Origin of the sequence: Pusillimonas noertemannii (assembly GCF_003096595.1) — a bacterium.
Taxonomy (GTDB): domain Bacteria; phylum Pseudomonadota; class Gammaproteobacteria; order Burkholderiales; family Burkholderiaceae_B; genus Pusillimonas; species Pusillimonas noertemannii.
Genome location: NZ_QEKO01000001.1, coordinates 767,387 through 787,409 on the forward strand (window position 1 = coordinate 767,387; position 20,023 = coordinate 787,409).

At 62.1% G+C, this 20,023-nt stretch carries 19 protein-coding genes; 13 read left to right on the forward strand and 6 right to left on the reverse strand.

Annotated elements, in window-relative coordinates:
* Window positions 1–2: 2 nt before the first annotated feature.
* From C7440_RS03555 to C7440_RS03585, 7 genes are all read left to right on the forward strand, one after another.
* On the forward strand, window positions 3–1,040 hold the full coding sequence (locus tag C7440_RS03555; RefSeq protein ID WP_116517500.1) for a glycosyltransferase family 2 protein: 1,038 nt from the start codon (window positions 3–5) through the stop codon (window positions 1,038–1,040).
* 321 nt (window positions 1,041–1,361) lie between these two features.
* Complete coding sequence (locus C7440_RS03560) at window positions 1,362–2,363, forward strand: sugar ABC transporter substrate-binding protein (RefSeq protein WP_116517501.1); 1,002 nt, start codon at window positions 1,362–1,364, stop codon at window positions 2,361–2,363.
* A 12-nt stretch (window positions 2,364–2,375) separates the two neighbouring features.
* Window positions 2,376–3,890 carry a sugar ABC transporter ATP-binding protein gene (locus tag C7440_RS03565; protein ID WP_116517502.1) on the forward strand — a complete coding sequence of 505 codons (1,515 nt, stop codon included), beginning with the start codon at window positions 2,376–2,378 and terminating at the stop codon, window positions 3,888–3,890.
* On the forward strand, window positions 3,887–4,852 hold the full coding sequence (locus C7440_RS03570; RefSeq protein WP_116517503.1) for an ABC transporter permease: 966 nt from the start codon (window positions 3,887–3,889) through the stop codon (window positions 4,850–4,852). The genes C7440_RS03565 and C7440_RS03570 overlap by 4 nt, the downstream gene beginning before the upstream one ends.
* Complete coding sequence (locus C7440_RS03575; RefSeq protein WP_116517504.1) at window positions 4,849–5,856, forward strand: ABC transporter permease; 1,008 nt, start codon at window positions 4,849–4,851, stop codon at window positions 5,854–5,856. Before C7440_RS03570 ends, C7440_RS03575 begins: the two co-directional genes overlap by 4 nt.
* Window positions 5,853–6,506, forward strand: a complete 654-nt coding sequence (locus C7440_RS03580) for an isochorismatase family protein (RefSeq protein ID WP_116517505.1) — start codon at window positions 5,853–5,855, stop codon at window positions 6,504–6,506. The genes C7440_RS03575 and C7440_RS03580 overlap by 4 nt, the downstream gene beginning before the upstream one ends.
* Window positions 6,507–6,518: 12 nt before the next feature.
* Window positions 6,519–7,388 carry a polysaccharide deacetylase family protein gene (locus C7440_RS03585; RefSeq protein ID WP_116517506.1) on the forward strand — a complete coding sequence of 290 codons (870 nt, stop codon included), beginning with the start codon at window positions 6,519–6,521 and terminating at the stop codon, window positions 7,386–7,388.
* Between the two features lie 66 nt (window positions 7,389–7,454).
* Here C7440_RS03585 and C7440_RS03590 read toward each other — a convergent pair whose 3' ends face one another.
* From C7440_RS03590 to C7440_RS03600, 3 genes are all read right to left on the reverse strand, one after another.
* Entirely contained in the window at window positions 7,455–8,402 is a 948-nt protein-coding gene (locus tag C7440_RS03590) for a LysR family transcriptional regulator (protein ID WP_116517507.1), read from the reverse strand.
* 37 nt (window positions 8,403–8,439) lie between these two features.
* Window positions 8,440–9,249, reverse strand: a complete 810-nt coding sequence (locus C7440_RS03595) for a class II aldolase/adducin family protein (protein ID WP_116517508.1) — start codon at window positions 9,247–9,249, stop codon at window positions 8,440–8,442.
* Window positions 9,250–9,361: 112 nt separating this feature from the next.
* Window positions 9,362–9,751 carry a GtrA family protein gene (locus tag C7440_RS03600; RefSeq protein WP_116517509.1) on the reverse strand — a complete coding sequence of 130 codons (390 nt, stop codon included), beginning with the start codon at window positions 9,749–9,751 and terminating at the stop codon, window positions 9,362–9,364.
* Window positions 9,752–9,777: 26 nt separating this feature from the next.
* On the opposite strand from C7440_RS03600, the gene C7440_RS03605 reads away from it, so the two are divergent.
* The 3 genes from C7440_RS03605 (at window position 9,778) to C7440_RS03615 (ending at window position 11,645) form a co-directional block, all read left to right on the forward strand.
* Window positions 9,778–10,611 (forward strand): ChbG/HpnK family deacetylase, encoded by an 834-nt coding sequence (locus C7440_RS03605; protein WP_243410816.1) that lies wholly within the window; start codon window positions 9,778–9,780, stop codon window positions 10,609–10,611.
* 68 nt (window positions 10,612–10,679) lie between these two features.
* Window positions 10,680–11,021: a protein tyrosine phosphatase family protein gene (locus tag C7440_RS03610; RefSeq protein ID WP_017525561.1), complete on the forward strand. Its 342-nt coding sequence runs from the start codon at window positions 10,680–10,682 to the stop codon at window positions 11,019–11,021.
* Between the two features lie 159 nt (window positions 11,022–11,180).
* On the forward strand, window positions 11,181–11,645 hold the full coding sequence (locus tag C7440_RS03615) for a universal stress protein (RefSeq protein ID WP_017525560.1): 465 nt from the start codon (window positions 11,181–11,183) through the stop codon (window positions 11,643–11,645).
* Between the two features lie 145 nt (window positions 11,646–11,790).
* Here the strand turns inward: C7440_RS03615 and C7440_RS03620 are convergent, their stop codons facing one another.
* A complete protein-coding gene (locus C7440_RS03620) occupies window positions 11,791–12,810 on the reverse strand; it encodes a LysR family transcriptional regulator (protein ID WP_165832437.1) in 1,020 nt (339 codons plus the stop codon).
* 147 nt (window positions 12,811–12,957) lie between these two features.
* On the opposite strand from C7440_RS03620, the gene C7440_RS03625 reads away from it, so the two are divergent.
* The 3 genes from C7440_RS03625 to C7440_RS03635 are packed head-to-tail and all read left to right on the forward strand — an operon-like array spanning window position 12,958 to window position 18,862.
* The gene (locus C7440_RS03625; RefSeq protein ID WP_116517510.1) at window positions 12,958–14,190 is read left to right on the forward strand and encodes an efflux RND transporter periplasmic adaptor subunit; all 1,233 of its coding nucleotides are present in this window, start codon (window positions 12,958–12,960) and stop codon (window positions 14,188–14,190) included.
* Window positions 14,191–14,202: 12 nt separating this feature from the next.
* Window positions 14,203–17,382, forward strand: a complete 3,180-nt coding sequence (locus C7440_RS03630; protein ID WP_116517511.1) for an efflux RND transporter permease subunit — start codon at window positions 14,203–14,205, stop codon at window positions 17,380–17,382.
* A 7-nt stretch (window positions 17,383–17,389) separates the two neighbouring features.
* Window positions 17,390–18,862: an efflux transporter outer membrane subunit gene (locus tag C7440_RS03635; RefSeq protein WP_026068160.1), complete on the forward strand. Its 1,473-nt coding sequence runs from the start codon at window positions 17,390–17,392 to the stop codon at window positions 18,860–18,862.
* A gap of 48 nt (window positions 18,863–18,910) precedes the next feature.
* Here the strand turns inward: C7440_RS03635 and C7440_RS03640 are convergent, their stop codons facing one another.
* Both C7440_RS03640 and fdhD read right to left on the reverse strand, forming a co-directional pair.
* Window positions 18,911–19,168: a formate dehydrogenase subunit delta gene (locus C7440_RS03640; RefSeq protein WP_017525555.1), complete on the reverse strand. Its 258-nt coding sequence runs from the start codon at window positions 19,166–19,168 to the stop codon at window positions 18,911–18,913.
* Window positions 19,165–20,022 carry a formate dehydrogenase accessory sulfurtransferase FdhD gene (gene fdhD / locus C7440_RS03645; protein WP_017525554.1) on the reverse strand — a complete coding sequence of 286 codons (858 nt, stop codon included), beginning with the start codon at window positions 20,020–20,022 and terminating at the stop codon, window positions 19,165–19,167. The genes C7440_RS03640 and fdhD overlap by 4 nt, the downstream gene beginning before the upstream one ends.
* Between the last annotated feature and the right edge of the window lies 1 nt (window position 20,023).

Genomic DNA, 20,023 nt, shown 5'->3' on the forward strand with positions numbered 1-20,023 from the left:
CCATGCCCGACAAAATCTTCGAACAGCCTTCTTCCATCAGTTGCGTCGTGCCTTGCCTGAACGAGGCGGCCAACCTGGGCGTGCTGATCCCGGGCTTGGTTGCCGCCTTGTCGCCCCTTACGCAGGCGTTCGAGATCATTGTCGTCGACGACGGCAGCACCGATGCCACGCCCGATGTGCTCGAAGCGCTTGGCCGGCAGCATCCGCAAGTGGTCTACGTGCAGCTTTCGCGCAACTTCGGCAAAGAGGCCGCCCTCAGCGCGGGGCTCGAGGCCGCGCGCGGCCAGGTGGTGGTCACGCTCGACGCCGATCTTCAGCATCCGCCCGCCCTCATCGCCCCCATGCTGCAGCGTTGGCAGCAAGGCGTCGACATGGTCTATGCGGTGCGGGCCACGCGCGAAGACGAATCCTTCTTCAAGCGACTGGGCACCAAGTTCTTCTATCGGCTCATGCGCACTTCGGGCGGGCTTACGGTACCCGAGAACGCCAGCGATTTCCGCCTTATGGACCGCAAGGTGGTCGATGCCCTGCTGCTGCTGCCCGAGCGCAACCGCTTCATGAAAGGGCTTTTCGCCTGGGTCGGCTTCAAGACCGAGCCCTATGCCTACGCGCCGCCCCAGCGCCTGTACGGCACCACCAGCTTCAAGCCGTTCAAGCTTTTCCACTTTGCGCTTGACGGCCTCACCTCGTTCACCACCTGGCCCCTGCGCCTGCTCAGCATGTCGGGCATCTGCCTTTCCTTGCTGTCATTCGCCTATGGCCTATTCATCATCGTCAAGTATTTTCTGTATGGCGACCCGGTCCAGGGCTGGGCTTCGCTGATCACTGTGGTGCTGTTCTTTGCCGGCATCAATCTTATTTCCATCGGTGTGCTGGGCGAATATATCGCCCGCATATTCGGCGAGGTCAAGAACCGTCCTCTTTACCTTGTGCGAAACCAGAAGGGCCAGGGGCTTGGCCAGCGCATGTCGCTGACACAGCCCGAATTCTTCGCCGCCGACCGTCGTCCTCAAGCGGCCAGCCGGGCCATCAACCAATGATCGCGCCAAGCAGTTGCCGCCTCGTGCCGGGGCGGCAGCTTACTGCATAGCGCCAGCGTTCCCGTCCCTTTCCCGCATCATGAAGCCGCCATATGGCATGACGACTGTGCTTCTGCGCCTCGCGTCCGGGGCCGAACTATACAGAATAGCCCCTTTCGTTCGAAGCTTCCGCAGGGGAAAACCCTGCCGATAAAAAATATATGGCTACCTGCATATAAATTGTATTAGACCCGCGCCTAGGGTCAATGATCCAATTTCAGTCGAGGCGCAGCGGCCGTTCGGCGCCGCTACGGATCCCTGACAAGAAAGAGGAGCAAAGCCATGAAACGCATTCGGAAGTCCGTCGCGTCGCGTCTTTTGGGGGGGCTGTGTTTCGCAGCCGTAGTGGGCACAGCCATGAATACAGCCGCGGCGCAACCTTCGCTGGAAGGCAAACGCCTGGCCTACCTGACCGCCACCACCAGCAACCCTTTCATAGCCGCTCTGGCCAAGACTATCCAGGAACAGAGCGAGAAAAGGGGAATGAGTGCAACCGTCCTCACCAGCCCTTACGACGCGGCCTTGCAAAGCCAGCAGGTCAGCGACGCGATTGCGCAGGGTTATGACGCCTTGCTGATCACGCCGATCAGCGAAAGGGCGATCGTGCCGGCATTGACTGCCGCCAAGGCGGCCAAGGTGCCGGTCTTTGTAGTGAACTCACCCATAGCCGACGGTCACGATGCGCTTTTCGAATCGTTCATCGGCGAAGACCATTCCGTGCTGGGCCGCCTGACCGGAGAAGCGCTGGCCCAGGTCCTGAAAAGCAGAAAGAACCCCTCGGTAGCGCTGATCACTGGCTCATTGGCCGAGGGCGTCGCGCCCAGGCGCCTGGAAGGGTTCAAGAAAGCGATCGAGGCGCACCCCGAAATCAAGATAGTCGCGACCGAGGACGCCAAGTGGGACACCGCGGCCAGCGAAAGGATCGCAGGCCAGCTATTCGCGCGCTTCGCGGCTCAGGGCGGGCTCGATGCGATCTATGCAATGGCGGACAACATGGCGCATGGCACGATACTGGCCGCCAAGGCGGCGGGAGTGCCTCTGGGCACCAAGGATGGAGAGCTGGTCGTCGTCAGTTCGAACTGCATGAAGTTCGGAATAGACCATATCCGCGCGGGCGAGCAATACAGCACGGCAACACAGATGCCGGCGCGCACGGGCACCGAGGCCGTGGCCACTGCCGCCGCCTTCCTTCAGGGCAAGCCGGTGGAGAAGCACCACTATCTCGAGATGGCGGCCATCACCAAGGAGAACCTGGACGAGTTCGCCGATGCGTGCACATTCTGAAGCAGGCGGAATATGGCGTCGTTGCATCCAATTCTCCAGGCCGACAATGTCCAGAAAACATTCGGGGCCGTGCGTGCCCTGAACGCGGTGAGCTTTGCCGTCGAGCGCGGGGAAATTCGCGCCTTGTGCGGCGAGAACGGCGCGGGCAAGAGCACCCTGGTCAAGCTTCTGACCGGTGTGCACCGGCCGGACAGCGGTGAGATTCTAGTCGACGGCAAGCCCAGGCATTATCGCAGTCCGCGCGATTCCCAGGCCGACGGCATCGCCTTCGTTTCCCAAGAGCTGAGCATCGTGCCGCACCTGTCCATCCTGGACAACATATGGCTGGGCCATCGAGGCGTGCCCTTCCTGTACCGCCGCCAAATGCTTCGGCGCAAGGCGGTCGAAGCCCTGAAGGTCGTGGGCCTGGACACGCTGCCGCTCAATACGATGGCGGGCACGCTTGCTCTGGGCGAAAGGCAGTTGCTCGAGATCGCCCGCATGTTCGCCCGCGATGCACGGGTCTTCCTGCTGGACGAGCCCACGGCCACCTTGAGCGATGGCGAGATTATCCGGGTGTTCGATGCGCTGAGGCGCTTGCGCCAATCCGGCCGCTCTATCATTTTCATCACTCATCGCCTGGCCGAGGTGTTCGACATCTGCGATACGGTCACGGTGCTTCGCAATGGCTCTCTCGTCACCCACGCCAAGGTGGCCGACATGGACCGCGAGCAACTGGTCGAACTCATGCTGGGACGGCCGCTGGGCCAGATGTATCCGTCCGCCGCCGGGTCCAGCGGCGGAACCGTGCTCGAGATAGAAGGTCTCCGGATACCCGGACATGTGGCGAATCTCACATTTGAAGCGCGGGCCGGCCAGGTCGTCTGTCTGTCTGGGCAAATCGGCTCGGGCGCGGGCGAGGCGGTCCGGGCGATTGCGGGCCTGGTCTACGACGTGCAAGGCACGGTCAGGGTGCGCGGAAAGCGGCTGCCGGCCGGCTCGGTGGCGAGCGCGCTGGGAGCCAATGTCCGCTTCGTCTCCGAGGACAGGGCGCGCGACGGCATTTTTCTGACGCTGCCGGTACGCACCAACCTCGTCGCCACGCAACTTGACCAGGTCGGGCGCGCGGGCCTGGTGTCCCGGCGCGCCATCTCCGAGCGTTCGCGGGCTGTGTGCGAACGGGTGGGCATCGATCCCGCCAGGCTGGATTCGCGTGCCGACGAACTCAGCGGAGGCAATCAGCAGAAGATCGCCGTGGGCCGCTCGCTGACTGACCAGGCTTTCGGCGTGCTGCTGATGAACGAACCGACACGAGGCGTCGATGTGGGCGCGCGCGCGGAGATATACGCGCTGATGCGCCGCGTTTGCGAACAAGGCTATTGCATTGTCATGATGTCAACCGATATTGAAGAAGTCGCGGGCATGGCGGATGTGGTGATCACCTTGTACCGTGGGCAGCAGGTCGGCTGCTACAGCCGTCCCGATATTTCCCGTAGTCGCATCCTGGCCGATATCACGCATACCGCCGCGGCACGGGGGGCGGCATGAACGCCTTCACGTTCGCGCGGCCCGAATCCGCGAGCTGGGCAAGAACCCGCGCTTCCATCTCCATGCATACGCTGGTGGTGGGCTGCGCCATGGTGGCTCTTCTGATCGTCGCTGTGCTCACCCCCGGTTTCATCAGCCTGCCAAACCTCATCGCCCTGACGGGGACGCTTTCCTTGATTGGCTGTGTGGCGATCGGGATGACCTTCATCACTCTGGGCGGAAACATCATGTCTTTCTGCCTGGGGGCCACGTGTGCCGCGGCCTCCATGCTTGTCGCTCACCTTTCGGGTGGGGGAGGGTGGCTTGCCGGGCTGGCGGGTATTGCGCTGGCGCTGGCCGTCATGGTCGCCCAGGGCATGGTCATCGGGCTGTTCAGGGCCAATCCGCTGATAGTCAGCATCGCCTCGCTGAGCCTCATCCTGGGCGTTGCGCAGTACCTGGCCGGCGGCCAAACCGTCTACGTGTCGGGAGACTCCCTGTCGATGTTCAAGGCGAGATTCCTGGGCGTGCCGGCGCCCTTGCTGGTCTTTGCCGCGGCCGTCATCGCCGGCGAATTCGTTCTGCGCTTTACCCGCTTTGGATACAAGCTGATCCTGGTCGGGTCCAATCCCGAGGCGGCCGAGGTAGGGGGCATATCCACATGGCGCACGACTGTGGCCGCCTATGCCGCCGCTGGCTTGTTTACCGGGGTGGCGGGCATATTGCTGGCCGCGCGCTATGGCTCGGGCAGCATGGAGTTCGGCGTCGGCTTCGACTACAGCGCGATTTCCGCGGTGCTGGTCGGCGGAACGGCGATAGGCGGAGGCCAGGGTTCCGTGCTGAGAACCATGTTCGGTGTCGTATTTATTGCGGTAATGCAAAGCCTCTTGCTGCTCTACGGACTGGATGTGCAGTTCCAGTATCTGCTTATCGGGCTGGTGGTGTTGGCGGCCATACTGCTTCAATCCCGGAGCAAGTCATGAGCAAGCCGCTTTCCGCCCTATGGCAATCCAATTTCCGGCCGTTCCTGCTGCTTGGCCTGGTGCTGGCCGCCTTCGCTCTGATGTCCGGCGGGCCGGGGGTGTTTACCGCACGCGGGGGGTTCAGCGTTTTTCAGCACTTTGCCACGATAGGCCTGGTTGCGCTTGGCCTGGGCTTGACCATGCTGATGCGTGAGTTCGACCTGTCGGTGGCGGGCATGATGGGGCTGGGCGGTTGCATAGCGGTGCTCGCCGGCAACGAGTCGGCCGTGGCGGGGTTGGCGGCAGCGCTCGCCGTCGGCTTAGCGGGCGGCCTGCTGCAGGCCTGGCTGATGATCCGCCTCGGTCTCGGTTCGGTTCCCGTGACCCTGGGCGGCTTGCTCACCTTTGTGGGGGCGGCGTATGTGGTAACGGGAAACCGCAGCGTTCCATTCGACAACATGGAGATGGCCATCGCCATCAATGCGCCCTTGCTTGGTTTCATCTCCGTGCGTGCGCTCGTGGTGGTTGCTCTGTTCGTGCTGGCGGCCTTGGTGATTCAGTTCACACGTGCGGGGCGCGACCTTATCGCCACGGGTAGCGATCGCCACGGCGCCCTGATAGCCGGCGTCAACCCCGACCGCATCCAGCTGGGCGTATTCGCCTGCTCTGGAGCGTTCGCGGCGCTGGCGGGCGCCATGCTCAGTTTCGGCTTGTCGTCGGCATCGCCCTCGGGGGGCGTCGCGGACATACTCGTGCCTGCGGTCGCCGCGGCGATATTGGGCGGCGTATCCCTGTCGGGGGGTGTGGGCCGTCCATTGGGTATCGCGGCGGGCGTGTTGGTATTGTGCGTACTGCGCACCGGACTGACCACCCTAGGCGTCGCGCCGTATGTGCACGATATCGTAACGGGGGCCATTTTGTTGGCGGTGGCCATCGTCGACGGCCCCCACTTGCGCATGCGGCTCTATCAATTGGGTATTCCGCGGCATGTAAGAGCCGCGCAAAGTAAAGGAGAACTGACATGAATAGTCGGACGATTACCGATGAGGAGTTCTTCCGGGAACGGGGCTTCGGCCGGACGATGGGTTTCGGCCGCAAGCCGGCGCTGATCGTCGTTGACATCATCAACGCGTTCACGGACCCCGACATGCCTCTCGGTTCCAACATGGACGAGCAGATCGTAGCCACCAACCAACTGATCGACGCCTGCCGAAAGGCCGACGCGCCGATCTTTTTCACAACCACCGCCTATGACGACGCCGGCCTCAGGGACGGCGGCGTCTGGGTACTCAAGCAGAGTGGCGCCGCGACATTGCGAAGCGGCACGCCCGCGGTCGAGCTGGACTCCAGGCTGCATTATCAGCCCGGGGATTCCGTGCTGGTGAAGAAATACGCGTCGTGCTTTTTCGGCACCGACCTGTTGTCCCGCCTGGTCGCTTCGGGTGCCGACACGGTACTGATCGCCGGCTGCACCACCAGCGGCTGCGTCCGGGGCACAGCGGTCGATGCTGTTCAAAACGGCTTTCGGCCCATCGTCGTGCCCGAGGCCGTGGGAGACCGGTCGGCATCGGCGCACGAGCAGAGCCTGTTCGATTTGCAAGCGAAGTATTGCGATGTGGTGGGTTTGTACGACACGCTCGATTATCTCGAGCAACACGAGACCAGCGGAAAATAAGGAGGCAGGAAAATGCAGGAAGCCAATCGATTTGAATATTCACCGATCGTCGCCCGCCCGCCGCTCAAGCTGCCGGATGGAAACCGTGTGGCCGTCTGGGTGATTCCGAATGTCGAACACTTTTTGTTCGACAGGCCTTCCACGTCGATTACGGCGGTCACCACCAGCCTCGTCCCCGACGTGCTCAATTACTCATGGCGGGACTACGGCCCCAGGGTCGGCTTCTGGCGCATGCTCGACGTGATGAACAAGCATGGTATACGGGGCACGGCTGCGCTCAACTCCGATGTGTGCCGGTTTTATCCCGAGCTGATCAAGGCGGGCAACGAGCATGGTTGGGAGTGGATGGCGCATGGCCAGAACAATTCGCAGATGTTCACGAAGCTGGGCGAGGACGAAGAGCGCGAACTGATTGCGCATGTCATCGACACGATCCACGATTCGACCGGCAAGCGGCCGAGGGGCTGGCTGAGCCCGGCGCTGACCGAAACGGTGAACACCCCCGACCTGCTCGCCGAGGCCGGCATCGAGTACACGGGCAATTGGGTCAACGACGAGCAGCCTTATTCCATGAAGGTCAAGAGCGGTTCGCTGGTTGCCCTGCCTTATGCGATCGAAATCAACGATATACCCGCCTTCCTTGACCTCAAGCAAAGCGGCGAACAGTTTGCCAGGATGATCCGCGATACTTACGACGTACTGCACGAGGACGCGCGCGACAGCGCGAGGGTGATGGCGATTTCCATTCATCCCTTCTTGATCGGGCATCCCCATCGCAGCAAGCCTTTCGATCAAGCCTTGCAATATATCCGGGACAAGGGCGACGCCTGGTTTGCGACCGGCTCGGAAATACTTGACTGGTACCGCTCGGCAACTGCCTGATGCGCTGGCAGGCGGCCGGTTGAAATCCTCCGCGCGATAGGGGCTTTCCGTTAGTGTCAACAGGCCTTAGGGCGGATCGATTTTATTCGCCAGATTGCCTTGCCGCTCGACGATCAGATCCACCAGGCTCAGCAAGTAGGCCCTGATGTCCTCGTCCAGCGCCGCGGGGTCGGCGCCATGGGCGGGCCGCACGATATGCATGATTTGCCGCATGTGCGGATTGTCGATTCTGCGTATGGCCAGCTCATTGCCGGCCACTTCGCGTGCGACCGACCCATAGGGCAGGGTCGTGGCCGCGATGCCGCGCTTGACGATCTCGCGTATGCCGGCGATGGATTGCATTTCGTATATCACCTCGCACGACAGGCCTTGCTCGCCCGCCGCGAATTCGAGCGTGCAGCGGCCGGCGTCGCGCTTGCCGCCCTGGGCCATGGGCAGGGCGAGGGTCTGCTCCAGGGTGACGGGGTCTTGTGGCGGCGCTTGGTCGGGATGCGTCACCAGAAGCAATTCTTCATGGAGCATGGGCGTCAAGTGTATGCCTGGCCGCTCGGCGACCGAGTAGGCGAAGGCGATGTCGATTTCTTTGTTCTCGACCGCGTCCGCCAGGGCGAAGCTGGGGTCTTCGCGCAAAGAAAGAACCACGTCGGGCAATTGCTCGCGGGCGGCGACAATGGCTTCTGTGCCAATGAGCATGACCAGGCTGGGCGGCAGGCCCAGCGAGAAATAGCGGGTTGTATTTTGGCTGAAGCGCGAGATGTCCGCGTGTATTTGCTCCATGATGCCGAACAGCGAGCAGGTGCGCGAATACAGCAGCTCGCCCGCCGGCGTGGCTTCGACCCCGCGCGAATGGCGATGCAGCAAAGGCACGCCGAAGCTGTCCTCGAGTTGCCGGATGCTGGAGCTGAGCGCGGGCTGGGCGATGTAAAGCTGTTCGGCGGCGCGGGTGATGCTGCCGGTCTCGACGACCTTGGCAAAATACCGGAGCTGGCGTGCGTTGATCAGGGGACCTTTCATGTGTGTCCCGCGGCGAGGCTGGCCATGACGGCGCGGCTTATGTCCGGTCCGACTGCGCGCCGGTCAGCTTTGCATGGGTCGCCTCGGCCGTTTTGATCCATAGGTTCCAGGCGCGCGCCGCCTGCCCTTCGATGACTGCCGTGGCGGTGCTGACCTCGGCCTCGGATAGCGGTGTGATGGCGCCGATACGCATGGCTTCTGCTTGGGTGCGGGCATTGACCTCTGTGTAGACGGCACGGTACACCGCTTTCTGAAGGGTGTCCGCAACGACGGTGGAGCCATGTCCACGCATGAGCACGATGTGGCCTTTTCCCAGGACGCTGGCCAAGCTGGTGCCAAGCATCTGGTTGGTGACGAGCAGGTCGGTGCCGTCGCCGCCGAAGTCGCGGATTTCGAATACGGGTGGGCGGGTTCCTATGAAGGCCGCCATATGGCACACGGCTTGGAAGGGACTGTTTTTTACGATGCTGAAGGGCACGACAGTGGCGGAGTGGCTATGGACCACAGCCATGACGTCGGGCCGCGCTTTGTAGATTTCGCTGTGTATGAAGCGTTCGAGGTAGACCGACCGGCCCGCCGCGTTGAGCGGTTCGCCCTCGAGATTGAATTCGATGATGTCGTCCTTTGTGACCGTGCCCGGCGCCATGTTGCGCGCCAGAAGAAAGCGGCCGCTGTCTGTTTCGTGCCTGACGCTGACGTGGCCGAAGGCATCGACCACGCCTTGGTCGTATAGTATGTGGTTGGCACGAACGAGGTCGGCGACTTGCGAGCTGGTGCTTTGATATGGTGTCCCGGTGTCCGCGTCTGCTACATGGGCGCCCGCCTCGTGGGAATGCTGCCTGTTCATGTTGTCTCCTGCGTTGTCGATACTGATTTCGCTTTTCGTTTCCCGGAGTTTAGTGGATTGGTCCATGCTTGACCATGCTCGCTTTCCTCAAGAGGAAGCGTGGCAGGCTTTGTCAGCTTTTGTGCCGGAACGCCCAAAATCGCCCTAGAATGAAGGTAAGCACCGCCAGCGCGACCAGTATCATCGCCAGCAGCAGGTCGTAACGTACCGCCGTGGCGTGCAGCAGGTAGGCGTACGCAAGCTCGTTTATGCCGAAACCCATCGCCGACACCAGAAAAAAACGCCTTGCGGCGCTGGCCCATGGCCCGCGCTGATGCCTGAAGGTAAAGTGGTAATGACCCAGAAAAGACACACAGAATGCCACCAGCCATCCGGCCAGGTTGGCCAGCAGCGGGGCCAAGTCCAGTTCGCGTACACACAGCACGGCCACCAGCCAGTGGGTCAGGGCTGCCGCGCAGCCCGTGGCGACGAACCAGCCGATCTGCGTGAACAGTTTGATCATGTACAGCGTTTTCCGAAAGAGGGTTTGTGAGCATCGATAACGACATAAAGCGGGTCGTGCTGTGCGCTGATGATTTCGGCATGAGCGAGGCGATCGACACCGGCATCATACGCCTGGCGGAGCAGGGCCGTCTCAGTGCCGCCAGCTGTCTGTCGCTGGGGCCCACCTTTGCGCGGCATGCGCAGGCTCTGGCCGGCACAGGGTCGCAGATGGGGCTGCACCTGAACTTTACCGAGTCTCTGGGCCGGCCGGGCCTGTACTTGCCCCTGGCCACGCTGATCCGCCGTGCGTATGCACGCCGGCTCGACGTTGCGGTGCTTCGCGCCCAGATACAGGATCAGCTCGAAGCGTTCGAAACCGTGCTTGGCCGGGCGCCCGATTTCGTGGACGGCCACCAGCACGTGCATCAGTTGCCGCAAATCCGCGACGTCCTGCTTCAGGCGCTTGCGGGTCGTTATGCGGGGCCGGCGCGGCCCTGGCTGCGCAGCACACGCGCCGTTTCCCTGGGGGGCTTGCCCACGCGGCAGCGGGCCAAGGCGCGGGTCATACAGGCCCTGGGCGCGGCAGCGCTTCGCCGCAATGCACGACGCCTGGGGTTCCACTTGAATGTGCGGTTTGCAGGAGTGTATGATTTTCGGGGCGGAGAGTCGGCATACGGCCGCTTGCTTTCAAGCTGGCTCGAGCGCCTGCAAGACGGCGACCTGCTGATGTGCCATCCGGCCGCCCGCGCCGATGCGGCCGACCCTTTGGGCCAGCAGCGCCTTGCCGAGTTCAATGTGCTGGCCGGCGCTGACGCCGGGCGCTGGCTCGGGCAAAACAGAATACAGGGGCGTCGCGTCCATTTTGGGCAAGACGCTTGATCCCACCACCAGGCAGCCGGCAGCAAGCCGCCGGATGCAGCGCTTTGAATACATTTTGGAGAAACACCATGGCAGTCCCCGTCAATCCCCTCAGCGCCGATTTCGCGGTGGCGCCCCAGCTTGCCCCCGGCGACATGCAGGCAGTTGCGCAGGCCGGCTATAAAAGCGTCATCATCAACCGGCCCGACTTCGAGGGCGGCGCCGACCAGCCCTCGTCCGCAGACGTCATGGAGGCGGCGCGCGCCGCTGGCCTGCAGGTGGAATACCAGCCGGTTGTAAGCGGTTCCATCACGCAGCAAGACGTCGAGCGCTTCGGTCAATTGCTCGAAGCGCTTCCGGCGCCGGTGCTGGCGTATTGCCGCAGCGGCGGCCGCTGCACTACTCTTTATCGCGCGGCCAAGGGCGGCTAGGCAGGGGCCTTCCGTCGGCATGAGGCGGGTTGGCCGCCCGGTGCCAAGGCCCATAAGCAGGCACGAAATTGACCAGACGCAAACATCCGCGTTATTACCTGTATGTTTTTGACGCGGTTATGGCTAGGATAGAAGCATCTTTCAACCACGGGAACCGCAATGTTTAAAAAGATACTGATCCCCACCGATGGTTCGCCCCTTGCGGCGCAGGCCGCCAACAAGGGCGTATGCCTGGCACGCCAGATCGGTGCCGAAGTCGTCGCTTTGTACGTTACTCAGCCTTTCGCGGCCACGGTCGGCTTCGACGGCATGGCGGCTGCCTACGCCATTACCGACGAAGACTACGAAAAGACGGCGGCCGAACAGGCGCAAAAGTATCTGAAGGCGGTTCTCGATCGCGCCTCTACGGCGGGCGTTACGGCTACGTCGCAAATTGTGTCCAGCTTCAATGTGGCCGACGGCATCGTGCAAGCTGGCGCCGACAACGGCTGCGACCTCATCTTTATCGGCAGCCACGGCCGCACTGGGCTGTCGCGTTTGCTGCTGGGCAGCGTAACGGTCAAGGTGCTGGGGCTGGCGCGCACGGCAGTGCTGGTCTATCGGGTGAAAGACCCAGTGGAATAACGGTTTTCCGTTGTTTCGTTCCAGCTGAGAAAAAGCGGCATTTCGATGCCGCTTTTTTTCATGCGTTTAAGTGTCGGCTGCCGTGTCACTTCCAGGTAAGGTGTACGAGCTAACGCAGGTGGTTCGGGAATCAGCTGGGGCCCGGCTAAAAAACACTCTCTTCGAACTCTTCCTGCTTCAGATGCTTTCGCACGGCAGCCTGCGGCTTTTCCTTGCCCGCGAAGGCGCATTCCTGGTCGATCTGGTCCATGTACTTGCAGCCTGACATCAGTGCGCAATGCTGGAACAGTTCGCTGACCCAGTCTACAAATACCCGCACCTTGGGTGACAAATGCCTGTTGTGCAAATAGACGACTGAAATCGGCTGGGGCGGTGGTGTCCATTCTGTGAGAATTTCGCGAAGCTGGCCGGATGCAAGCAAGGGGGCGACCATATAACGGGATGGCTGGATCAGTCCGAAGCCGTTGACGCCGCATTGCACGTACGCTTCGGCATCGTTGACCGATACGCTGCCTTTGACTTGTATGTCGCGCGGTTTGCCATCGACCATGAAGGACCAGTCTATGACACGCCCGGTACGGGCTGAAAAATAATGAACGGCGTGGTGGTTGGCCAGGTCCTCAATGCTTTTCGGTTCGCCGTGCCGTTCCAGGTAAGCCGGCGCTGCGCAGGTGATGCTTTCGAATGTGCCGATGCGGCGGGCCACCATGCTGGAGTCGGCCAGCTCGCCGACGCGGATGGCGCAGTCGACGGCATCCCGAACCATGTCGACGACTCTGTCGCCCATGCCGATCGCCAGTTCAATGTCGGGATAGCGAGTATGAAAATCGCATAGGGCTGGAACGAGGATCAAGCGGCCGATTGACGGCGGCGTATCGATGCGCAGACGTCCGCTGGGACCCCGGGTTACGTCCCGGAACGAGGCGTCCATGTCTTCGAGGTCGGCCAGAATCTGTGCGCAGCGCTCGTAATAAGCGGCGCCATCGGGCGTCAGGCTCAGGCGGCGTGTTGTCCGGTTCAGCAGACGCAACTTCAGGCTGCGCTCCAGGTTCTGTATGGTGGTGGTGACGGTGGACCGAGGCAGGCCCAGGCTGTCTGCTGCCAGCGTGAAACTGTTGGCATCGACAACACGGGTAAAGACTTGCATGGCCTGAAACCTGTCCATGGGAAGCTCCATATTGTTCGTTTGGAACGAATAGTGATAGCGAAAAATCACTATTTAACTGTTTTTCTAAAAAATTAATAATACATCCTCTTTCGTATCGCGAACAGCCGTAGCGCTTCGCGACACTTCCCCGAAAAAGGATTTCCCATGTTTTCATTGCGCAATCGTTACGCGCTTGGCGTAATGGCCCTTGTGTTGTTGGCGGCTGGCGTGCTGTGGTTTCGCATGCAAACCGGCAACGCCGTTGCGGCGCTGGCGCCGCCGCCCGACCAGGCAGTTGCTGTGGATGTGGTGCAGGTAAACAGCCGCAGCATTACAGATTGGCGCGAATACTCGGGTCGCCTCGAGGCGGTGGACCAGGTGCGGATACGGCCTCTGGTATCGGGAACGATCACCCAGGTGCATTTCGAGGATGGCAGCCTGGTCCAAGAAGGCGACGTGCTGTTTACCATTGATCCCAGGCCGTATCAGGCAGCGGTAGACAGGGCGCAGGCCGACCTTGCCGCTGCCAAGGCGCGCATGGCATATACCGGCGCCGACTTGGCGCGTGCGCGCCGCTTGCTGGACAAGAATGCGATCGCCAAGCGCGATTTCGAGCAAAAGCGGAATGCATCGCGTGTTGCTGCAGCCGAGAAGCAGGCGGCAGAGACCGCGTTGGCGACCGCCGAGCTGGACCTGGAGCACACGCAAATTGTCGCCCCCGTGTCTGGGCGAGTGTCGCGTGCCGAGGTCACCGAGGGCAATATTGTTTCCGCCGGGACCGGGGCGCAGCCCCTGACTACGCTGGTGTCGATCGACAAAATGTATGCGTCATTCGAAGTCGACGAACAGAGCTTTCTGTCGTTCGTGAACCCGGCGCGCATCGGCGGGGCGGAACAGATAGCAGTCAACATGGGCTTGGGCAACGAGCGGGGATTTCCTCGGCGGGGCAAGGTTGCCTCGATCGACAACCGGCTCGACGCCTCGTCTGGAACGATACGGCTGAGGGCTGTCTTCGACAATGCGGATGGCATGCTTTTGCCCGGATTATATGCACGCATCCAGCTGGTTGGTGGTGCGCCGCGACCGGCTGTGCTGATCAAAGAGAGCGCCATCGGCACGGATCAGAGCAAGCGCTTCGTCGTGGTCGTCGATGGGCAGAACCGGACGTCATATCGTGAAGTCCAGCTGGGTGCCGTTCAGAACGGCTTGCGTGTGGTCGAGGCGGGGCTCACGCCGGGCGAACGCATCGTCGTCAATGGTCTGCAAAGAATACGGCCGGGTGACGTGGTCACGCCCCATATGTTGCTGGCAGACGGAGAGGAGCATCTGGCCGATGCGGGCGATGCGGGCGATGCGGACGAGGGCGCGCTTGAGCACAACAAGAAATCCGCCTCCTGATCGGGATTCATCATGAATATTTCCAAATTCTTCATTGATCGCCCGATATTCGCGGGTGTGTTGTCCGTCCTCATCTTGCTGGCCGGGAGCCTGGCGATGCTGCAATTGCCCATCTCGGAATATCCCGAGGTGGTGCCGCCGTCTGTGGTAGTGCGGGCCCAGTTTCCGGGCGCCAACCCCAAGGTGCTGGCCGAGACCGTAGCGGCGCCGCTCGAAGAGTCGATAAACGGCGTCGAGGACATGCTGTACATGCAGTCGCAGGCCAATAGCGACGGCAATCTGGTGGTGACGGTGAATTTCCATCTGGGTGTCGATCCCGACAAGGCTCAGCAACTGGTGCAGAATCGGGTCACGCAGGCATTGCCGCGCCTGCCTGAAGAGGTGCAGCGGCTGGGTGTGACGACGACCAAATCATCGCCAACGCTTACCATGGTGGTGCACCTGATCTCGCCGGACCAGCGATACGACACGACCTATCTGCGCAATTACGCGGTTCTCAACGTCAAGGACAGGCTGGCCCGCATCCAGGGCGTGGGCGAGGTGCAGGTGTGGGGTGCAGGCGACTATTCCATGCGGGTCTGGCTCGACCCGGGCAAGATGGCGCAGCGCAATCTCACGGCGTCGGAAGCGGTTGCCGCCATCCGCGAGCAGAACGTCCAGGTGGCCGCCGGGGTGATAGGCGCATCGCCGACGACACCAGACGTGGCGCTGCAGCTCTCGGTCAATGCCCAGGGACGTTTGCAGACCGAAGAGCAGTTCAGCGATATTGTCTTGAAGACTTCCGCCGATGGCGGTGTTACGAGGCTGGGTGATGTAGCGCGTATCGAGCTGGGAGCGGCCGAGTATGGCTTGCGTGCGCTGCTGGACAATCAACCCGCCGTGGGCATAGCCATCATGCAGTCGCCTGGTTCGAATGCGCTGGATATTTCAGATCAGGTGCGTACGGTCATGGACGAGCTGTCGGCCGATTTTCCAGCTTCGCTGGAAAGCCGCATTATGTATGACCCGACGCAGTTCGTCCGGTCCAGCATCCATGCGGTGGTCATGACGCTGCTGGAAGCCATTGCCTTGGTGGTACTGGTTGTGATTGTCTTTTTGCAAACATGGCGGGCTTCCATCATTCCCTTGCTTGCGGTGCCGGTTTCGATCATCGGCACGTTCGCGCTGTTGCTGGCTTTTGGCTATACGATCAACGCGCTGTCGCTCTTTGGCCTGGTGCTGGCGATAGGTATTGTGGTCGACGACGCCATTGTGGTGGTCGAGAACGTCGAGCGAAATATTGAGGCAGGCTTGTCGCCCCGGGACGCTACGTACCGCGCCATGCGCGAGGTCAGCGGGCCCATCATCGCCATTGCCCTGACGCTGGTGGCCGTGTTCGTGCCGCTGGCTTTCATGACGGGGTTGAGCGGACAGTTCTTCAAGCAGTTTGCCATGACGATCGCCATTTCGACCGTCATTTCCGCCATCAATTCCCTGACCTTGTCGCCAGCGCTGGCAGCCTTGCTCCTGAAAGGGCACCATGAAGAGCCCGACTGGCTGACCCGGGCGATGAATCGGTATCTGGGGAGGTTCTTTGAGCGTTTCAATCGATTCTTCCAGCGCTCGTCCGACCGCTATGCAATAGGTGTATCGGGCGTAATAAGCCGCAAGGCTTCGACATTGGGCTTGTATGTGCTGCTTGTGGCGATGACGGCCGGGGTTTCCTATGTCGTGCCGGGCGGGTTCGTGCCTGCACAAGACAAGCAATACCTCATCAGCTTTGCCCAGCTGCCCAGCGGTGCCTCGCTGGATCGCAGCGAGGCGGTCATACGCAAGATGTCCGAGATCGCCCTGAAGCAGCCCGGTGTGGAAAGCACCATCGCTTTTCCCGGAATGTCCATCAACGGATTCACCAACAGTTCAAGCGCCGGCATTGTTTTTGTGACGCTCGACCCCTTCGAGCTGCGCGAGGACGACGCTTTGTCGGCGGCCAATATTGCCGCGGCCCTGGACCGGCAATATGCCGAGATCAAAGACTCGTTCATTGCCGTGTTTCCGCCGCCGCCCATCATGGGCTTGGGTACGGTGGGCGGTTTCAAGCTGCAACTGGAGGACCGGGCGGCGCTGGGCTATGAGCAGATGGATGCGGTGGCCAGGCAGTTCCTCGCCAAGGCGGCGGAGGCTCCCGAGCTGGGTCCGGCGTTTTCCAGCTACCAGATCAATGTGCCGCAACTCGATGTGGCGCTGGACCGGGTAAAGGCCAAGCAACTGGGCATTCCGGTGGACGAGGTCTTCGACACCATGCAAATCTATCTGGGTTCGCTCTACGTCAATGACTTCAATCGGTTTGGACGTGTGTACCAGGTCAGGGTGCAGGCGGATGCACAGTTCCGCTCGCATCCAGAAGACATCCTGCAGCTTGAGACGCGCAGCCGTAGCGGACAAATGGTGCCCTTGTCGGCGGTTGCTTCCGTCTCGCCCAGCTTCGGCCCCGAGATGGTGGTGCGCTACAACGGCTATACCGCCGCAGACATCAATAGCGGCCCGGCGCCCGGCTACTCATCGGACCAGGCACAGGCGGCAGCCGAACGCATTGCGCAAGAAGTCATGCCGCGTGGAGTGAAGTATGAATGGACCGACCTGACCTACCAGCAGATTCTGGCCGGCAATGCGGGCGTCTGGGTGTTTCCCATCAGCGTGCTGCTTGTATTCCTGGTGCTTGCCGCTCTCTATGAAAGCTTGACGCTGCCCCTGGCGGTGATCCTGATTGTTCCCATGAGCGTTCTGGCGGCCCTGGCGGGTGTCTGGCTGACGGGTGGCGATAACAACATCTTTACGCAGATAGGCTTGATGGTGCTGGTCGGCCTGGCGTGCAAGAACGCCATCTTGATAGTCGAGTTCGCCCGCGAGCTGGAGCTGCAAGGCTTGAGCACAGTGAAGGCTGCGGTTGAAGCGAGCCGCCTGCGCCTGCGGCCCATCCTGATGACCTCGATTGCTTTCATCATGGGCGTGGTTCCGCTGGTTCTTGCAACGGGAGCAGGCTCCGAGATGCGACAGGCCATGGGTGTTGCGGTGTTCTTCGGCATGCTTGGCGTCACGCTGTTCGGGCTCTTTCTGACGCCGGTGTTCTATGTCGCGCTGCGCAGCCTGGGACGACGCCCCTTGCATGCTGCGGCTGCGCACGAGGCGCCGGCCATCGCGGTTCAAGAGTAATGGAGCAATGATGAAACGGTTACGTTTGCGGTTTACAAGCTTGGCGATGGCCTTGTTTCTGGCCGGGTGCGCGGTAGGCCCCGACTATCAGCGGCCGGACGCCGAGGTATCCGGTGCCTTCAAGGAAGCATTCCTGTCGCCGGAGGCGGCCAGGCAGTGGAAGATGGCCCAACCCGCCGAAGCACTGGCGCGCGGGCGCTGGTGGGTGATCTTCAATGAGCCCGTCCTCGATGCGCTGGAAGACCAGGCCATGTCAGCCAATCAGGATCTCAAGGTGGCGGCCGCCCGCTTGAGGCAGGCCAGAGCTTTGCGCCGGGACGCGGAATCGGACCTGCTGCCGACCCTGGATGCGGGGTTCGGGCCTGCGCGACAGCGCCAGTCCGACGCTGCGCAGGGCTTGCCGGAGGATGCGAACAATTCAGCGCAAACGCTATGGCGGGCCCAGGCGGGCGTCTCCTACGAGGTGGATCTGTTCGGACGGATTGCGTCCGACGTGGAGGCCGCTACGGCAGATGCCGAGCAAAGTGCCGCGCTATTCCAGTCTGTGCGGCTGGCCTTGCAGGCCGACGTGGCGCAAGCCTACTTTCGCATCCGGCGTCTGGATGCCGAACAAGAACTATACCGGCGCACCGTGGAACTGCGCGGCAGAACCCTGGACCTGGTCCAGCAGCGCTATGACGAAGGTGAGATCAGCGAACTGGATCTGGCCAGGTCCAAATCGGCGCTCTCTTCAGCCAGCTCGCAAGCCCTGGGCATAGAGCGCGAGCGAGCCGTGGCCGAGCATGCGTTGGCAACGTTGCTGGGCAAGACGCCGGCCCAGTTCACCTTGGAGCCCGAGCCATTGGGCCGCGTGTCGGTGGAGATTCCCGCCGGGCTGCCATCGTCCTTGCTGGAGCGCCGGCCCGATATCGCGGCAGCGGAGCGTGCCATGGCCGCTGCCAATGCGCGCGTGGGCGTTGCCAAAGCGGCGTTCTTCCCCAGCCTGACGCTGACGGGGGCATTTGGCTATGAGTCGGACGAACTGGGAAATCTGCTGGAATGGTCCAGCCGTGCTTTTCTGCTTGGGCCGCTGGTGGGCACAGTGCTGTCGCTGCCGATCTTCGACGGTGGACGTCGCGAGGCCGGCTTGGAAAAGGCGCGGGCGCGCTATGAAGAAGATGTGGCCGCTTATCGCCAGACGGTCTTGAATGCCTTCCGTGAAGTCGAGGACGGCCTGTCGAGCCTGCGCATACTCAAGGACCAGACGCAAGTGCAGGATGCGGCCGTTCGGCAGGCCTCGCGGGCGGCCGAGCTGTCATTGGTTCAGTATCGGGAAGGGTCCGTCAGCTACCTGGACGTGCTGGATGCCGATCGCCAGGTATTGGTGCAGCAGCGTGCTTCGTTGGCGCTGGATGGCGAGCGTGCGCAGGCGGCCGTGGCCTTGGTGCGGGCAATTGGCGGCGGCTGGGATGCCGACCGCCAGTTGGCGGCGAATCGCTAGAAGTTGTGGTTGCCGGTTCGTGGCCGGCAAGCACACAGGTCAGACCCTTTAAGCACTTGCCTTCGGCGTCAGCATTTCGCGATTCTGCAAAATGGCCTCTTTGGCGATCGCGCTGAGTTCAGCCTCTTGCGTCCGACCCTCGGGGTGTTCGGCCAGGAAGTTCAGCATTGCCGTACGCATGCGCGGTTCCCAGAACTTGCGGATGTGGTCCGCGATGCCGTCGAGGCCCTCTTGGCGATTGGGCAGGGCCTCGAAGAAATCGCCGATGCGGTTGGCCAACTGGATGAGGTGGTCGATGTTGTTCATGGTGTTTCGTAGGGAATCAGGAATTCGGGGTGCGCATACACGGTAAAGCCGTTTTGGCGGGCAAAGCCCGCCAGCAGCACATTGAGATCGGTGGCCATCTGCAGCGCATAGGTGGTGGGGGCTGAAACCGCGACTACGGCCGAAATGCCCGCCGCGGCCGCCTTTTGCACCATCTCGAAACTGGCGCGGCTCGAGATGACCGCAAAGCCCGACGATGTATCGTGGCCCTGGCGCAGCAGGTGGCCGATCAGCTTGTCGAGCGCATTGTGGCGGCCGACGTCTTCGCGTACCGCCTGTATGCGGCCTTGCAGGTCGGCCCAGCCCGCCGCATGGGTGGCGCCGGTTTGCAGGTGCAGCGGCTGAAGGTCACGCAGCGCCTCGACGGCCGCCGACACCGCCTGTGCCCGCAAAAAGGCGGGCCTGGCGGGCAGTGCGGGAAGCGTGCGCTGCACTTCGTCGAGGCTTTCAAGCCCGCACAGGCCGCAGCCCGTGCGGCCGGCCAGGCTGCGGCGCCTGAGCTTGAGCTGGTTCAGGCAGGCGCTGGCGATGGTCAGCTGGACCACAATGCCCTTGTCGCGTGTGGTGAGCTCGACGTCGTAGATGTCGCGGGCGGACCGCACCACGCCTTCGGTGTATGAGAACCCGAAGGCGAAATCCTCTAGATTGCAGGGCGTGGCCAGCACAGTGGCGTGCGAGATGCCGTTGTACTCGAGCGCGATGGGAACCTCGCGCGCGAGTTCGTCGGGCTCGGCCACGAAGGGCTTGCCCGGCCCTTGCCGATGAACGGTATGGGCCGCATGCCCCGCCTGTTCATCCGGCGGGGCAGCGGCAAGCGTGGAGTCGGCGGATTGCACG

Bases quoted from the DNA above. Each gene is read 5' to 3' on its own strand.
- C7440_RS03555 (WP_116517500.1), top strand. From the start codon at position 3: ATGCCCGACAAAATCTTCGAACAGCCTTCTTCCATCAGTTGCGTCGTG.
- C7440_RS03560 (WP_116517501.1), top strand. From the start codon at position 1,362: ATGAAACGCATTCGGAAGTCCGTCGCGTCGCGTCTTTTGGGGGGGCTG.
- C7440_RS03565 (WP_116517502.1), top strand. From the start codon at position 2,376: ATGGCGTCGTTGCATCCAATTCTCCAGGCCGACAATGTCCAGAAAACA.
- C7440_RS03570 (WP_116517503.1), top strand. From the start codon at position 3,887: ATGAACGCCTTCACGTTCGCGCGGCCCGAATCCGCGAGCTGGGCAAGA.
- C7440_RS03575 (WP_116517504.1), top strand. From the start codon at position 4,849: ATGAGCAAGCCGCTTTCCGCCCTATGGCAATCCAATTTCCGGCCGTTC.
- C7440_RS03580 (WP_116517505.1), top strand. From the start codon at position 5,853: ATGAATAGTCGGACGATTACCGATGAGGAGTTCTTCCGGGAACGGGGC.
- C7440_RS03585 (WP_116517506.1), top strand. From the start codon at position 6,519: ATGCAGGAAGCCAATCGATTTGAATATTCACCGATCGTCGCCCGCCCG.
- C7440_RS03590 (WP_116517507.1), bottom strand. From the start codon at position 8,402: ATGAAAGGTCCCCTGATCAACGCACGCCAGCTCCGGTATTTTGCCAAG.
- C7440_RS03595 (WP_116517508.1), bottom strand. From the start codon at position 9,249: ATGAACAGGCAGCATTCCCACGAGGCGGGCGCCCATGTAGCAGACGCG.
- C7440_RS03600 (WP_116517509.1), bottom strand. From the start codon at position 9,751: ATGATCAAACTGTTCACGCAGATCGGCTGGTTCGTCGCCACGGGCTGC.
- C7440_RS03610 (WP_017525561.1), top strand. From the start codon at position 10,680: ATGGCAGTCCCCGTCAATCCCCTCAGCGCCGATTTCGCGGTGGCGCCC.
- C7440_RS03615 (WP_017525560.1), top strand. From the start codon at position 11,181: ATGTTTAAAAAGATACTGATCCCCACCGATGGTTCGCCCCTTGCGGCG.
- C7440_RS03620 (WP_165832437.1), bottom strand. From the start codon at position 12,810: ATGGACAGGTTTCAGGCCATGCAAGTCTTTACCCGTGTTGTCGATGCC.
- C7440_RS03625 (WP_116517510.1), top strand. From the start codon at position 12,958: ATGTTTTCATTGCGCAATCGTTACGCGCTTGGCGTAATGGCCCTTGTG.
- C7440_RS03630 (WP_116517511.1), top strand. From the start codon at position 14,203: ATGAATATTTCCAAATTCTTCATTGATCGCCCGATATTCGCGGGTGTG.
- C7440_RS03635 (WP_026068160.1), top strand. From the start codon at position 17,390: ATGATGAAACGGTTACGTTTGCGGTTTACAAGCTTGGCGATGGCCTTG.
- C7440_RS03640 (WP_017525555.1), bottom strand. From the start codon at position 19,168: ATGAACAACATCGACCACCTCATCCAGTTGGCCAACCGCATCGGCGAT.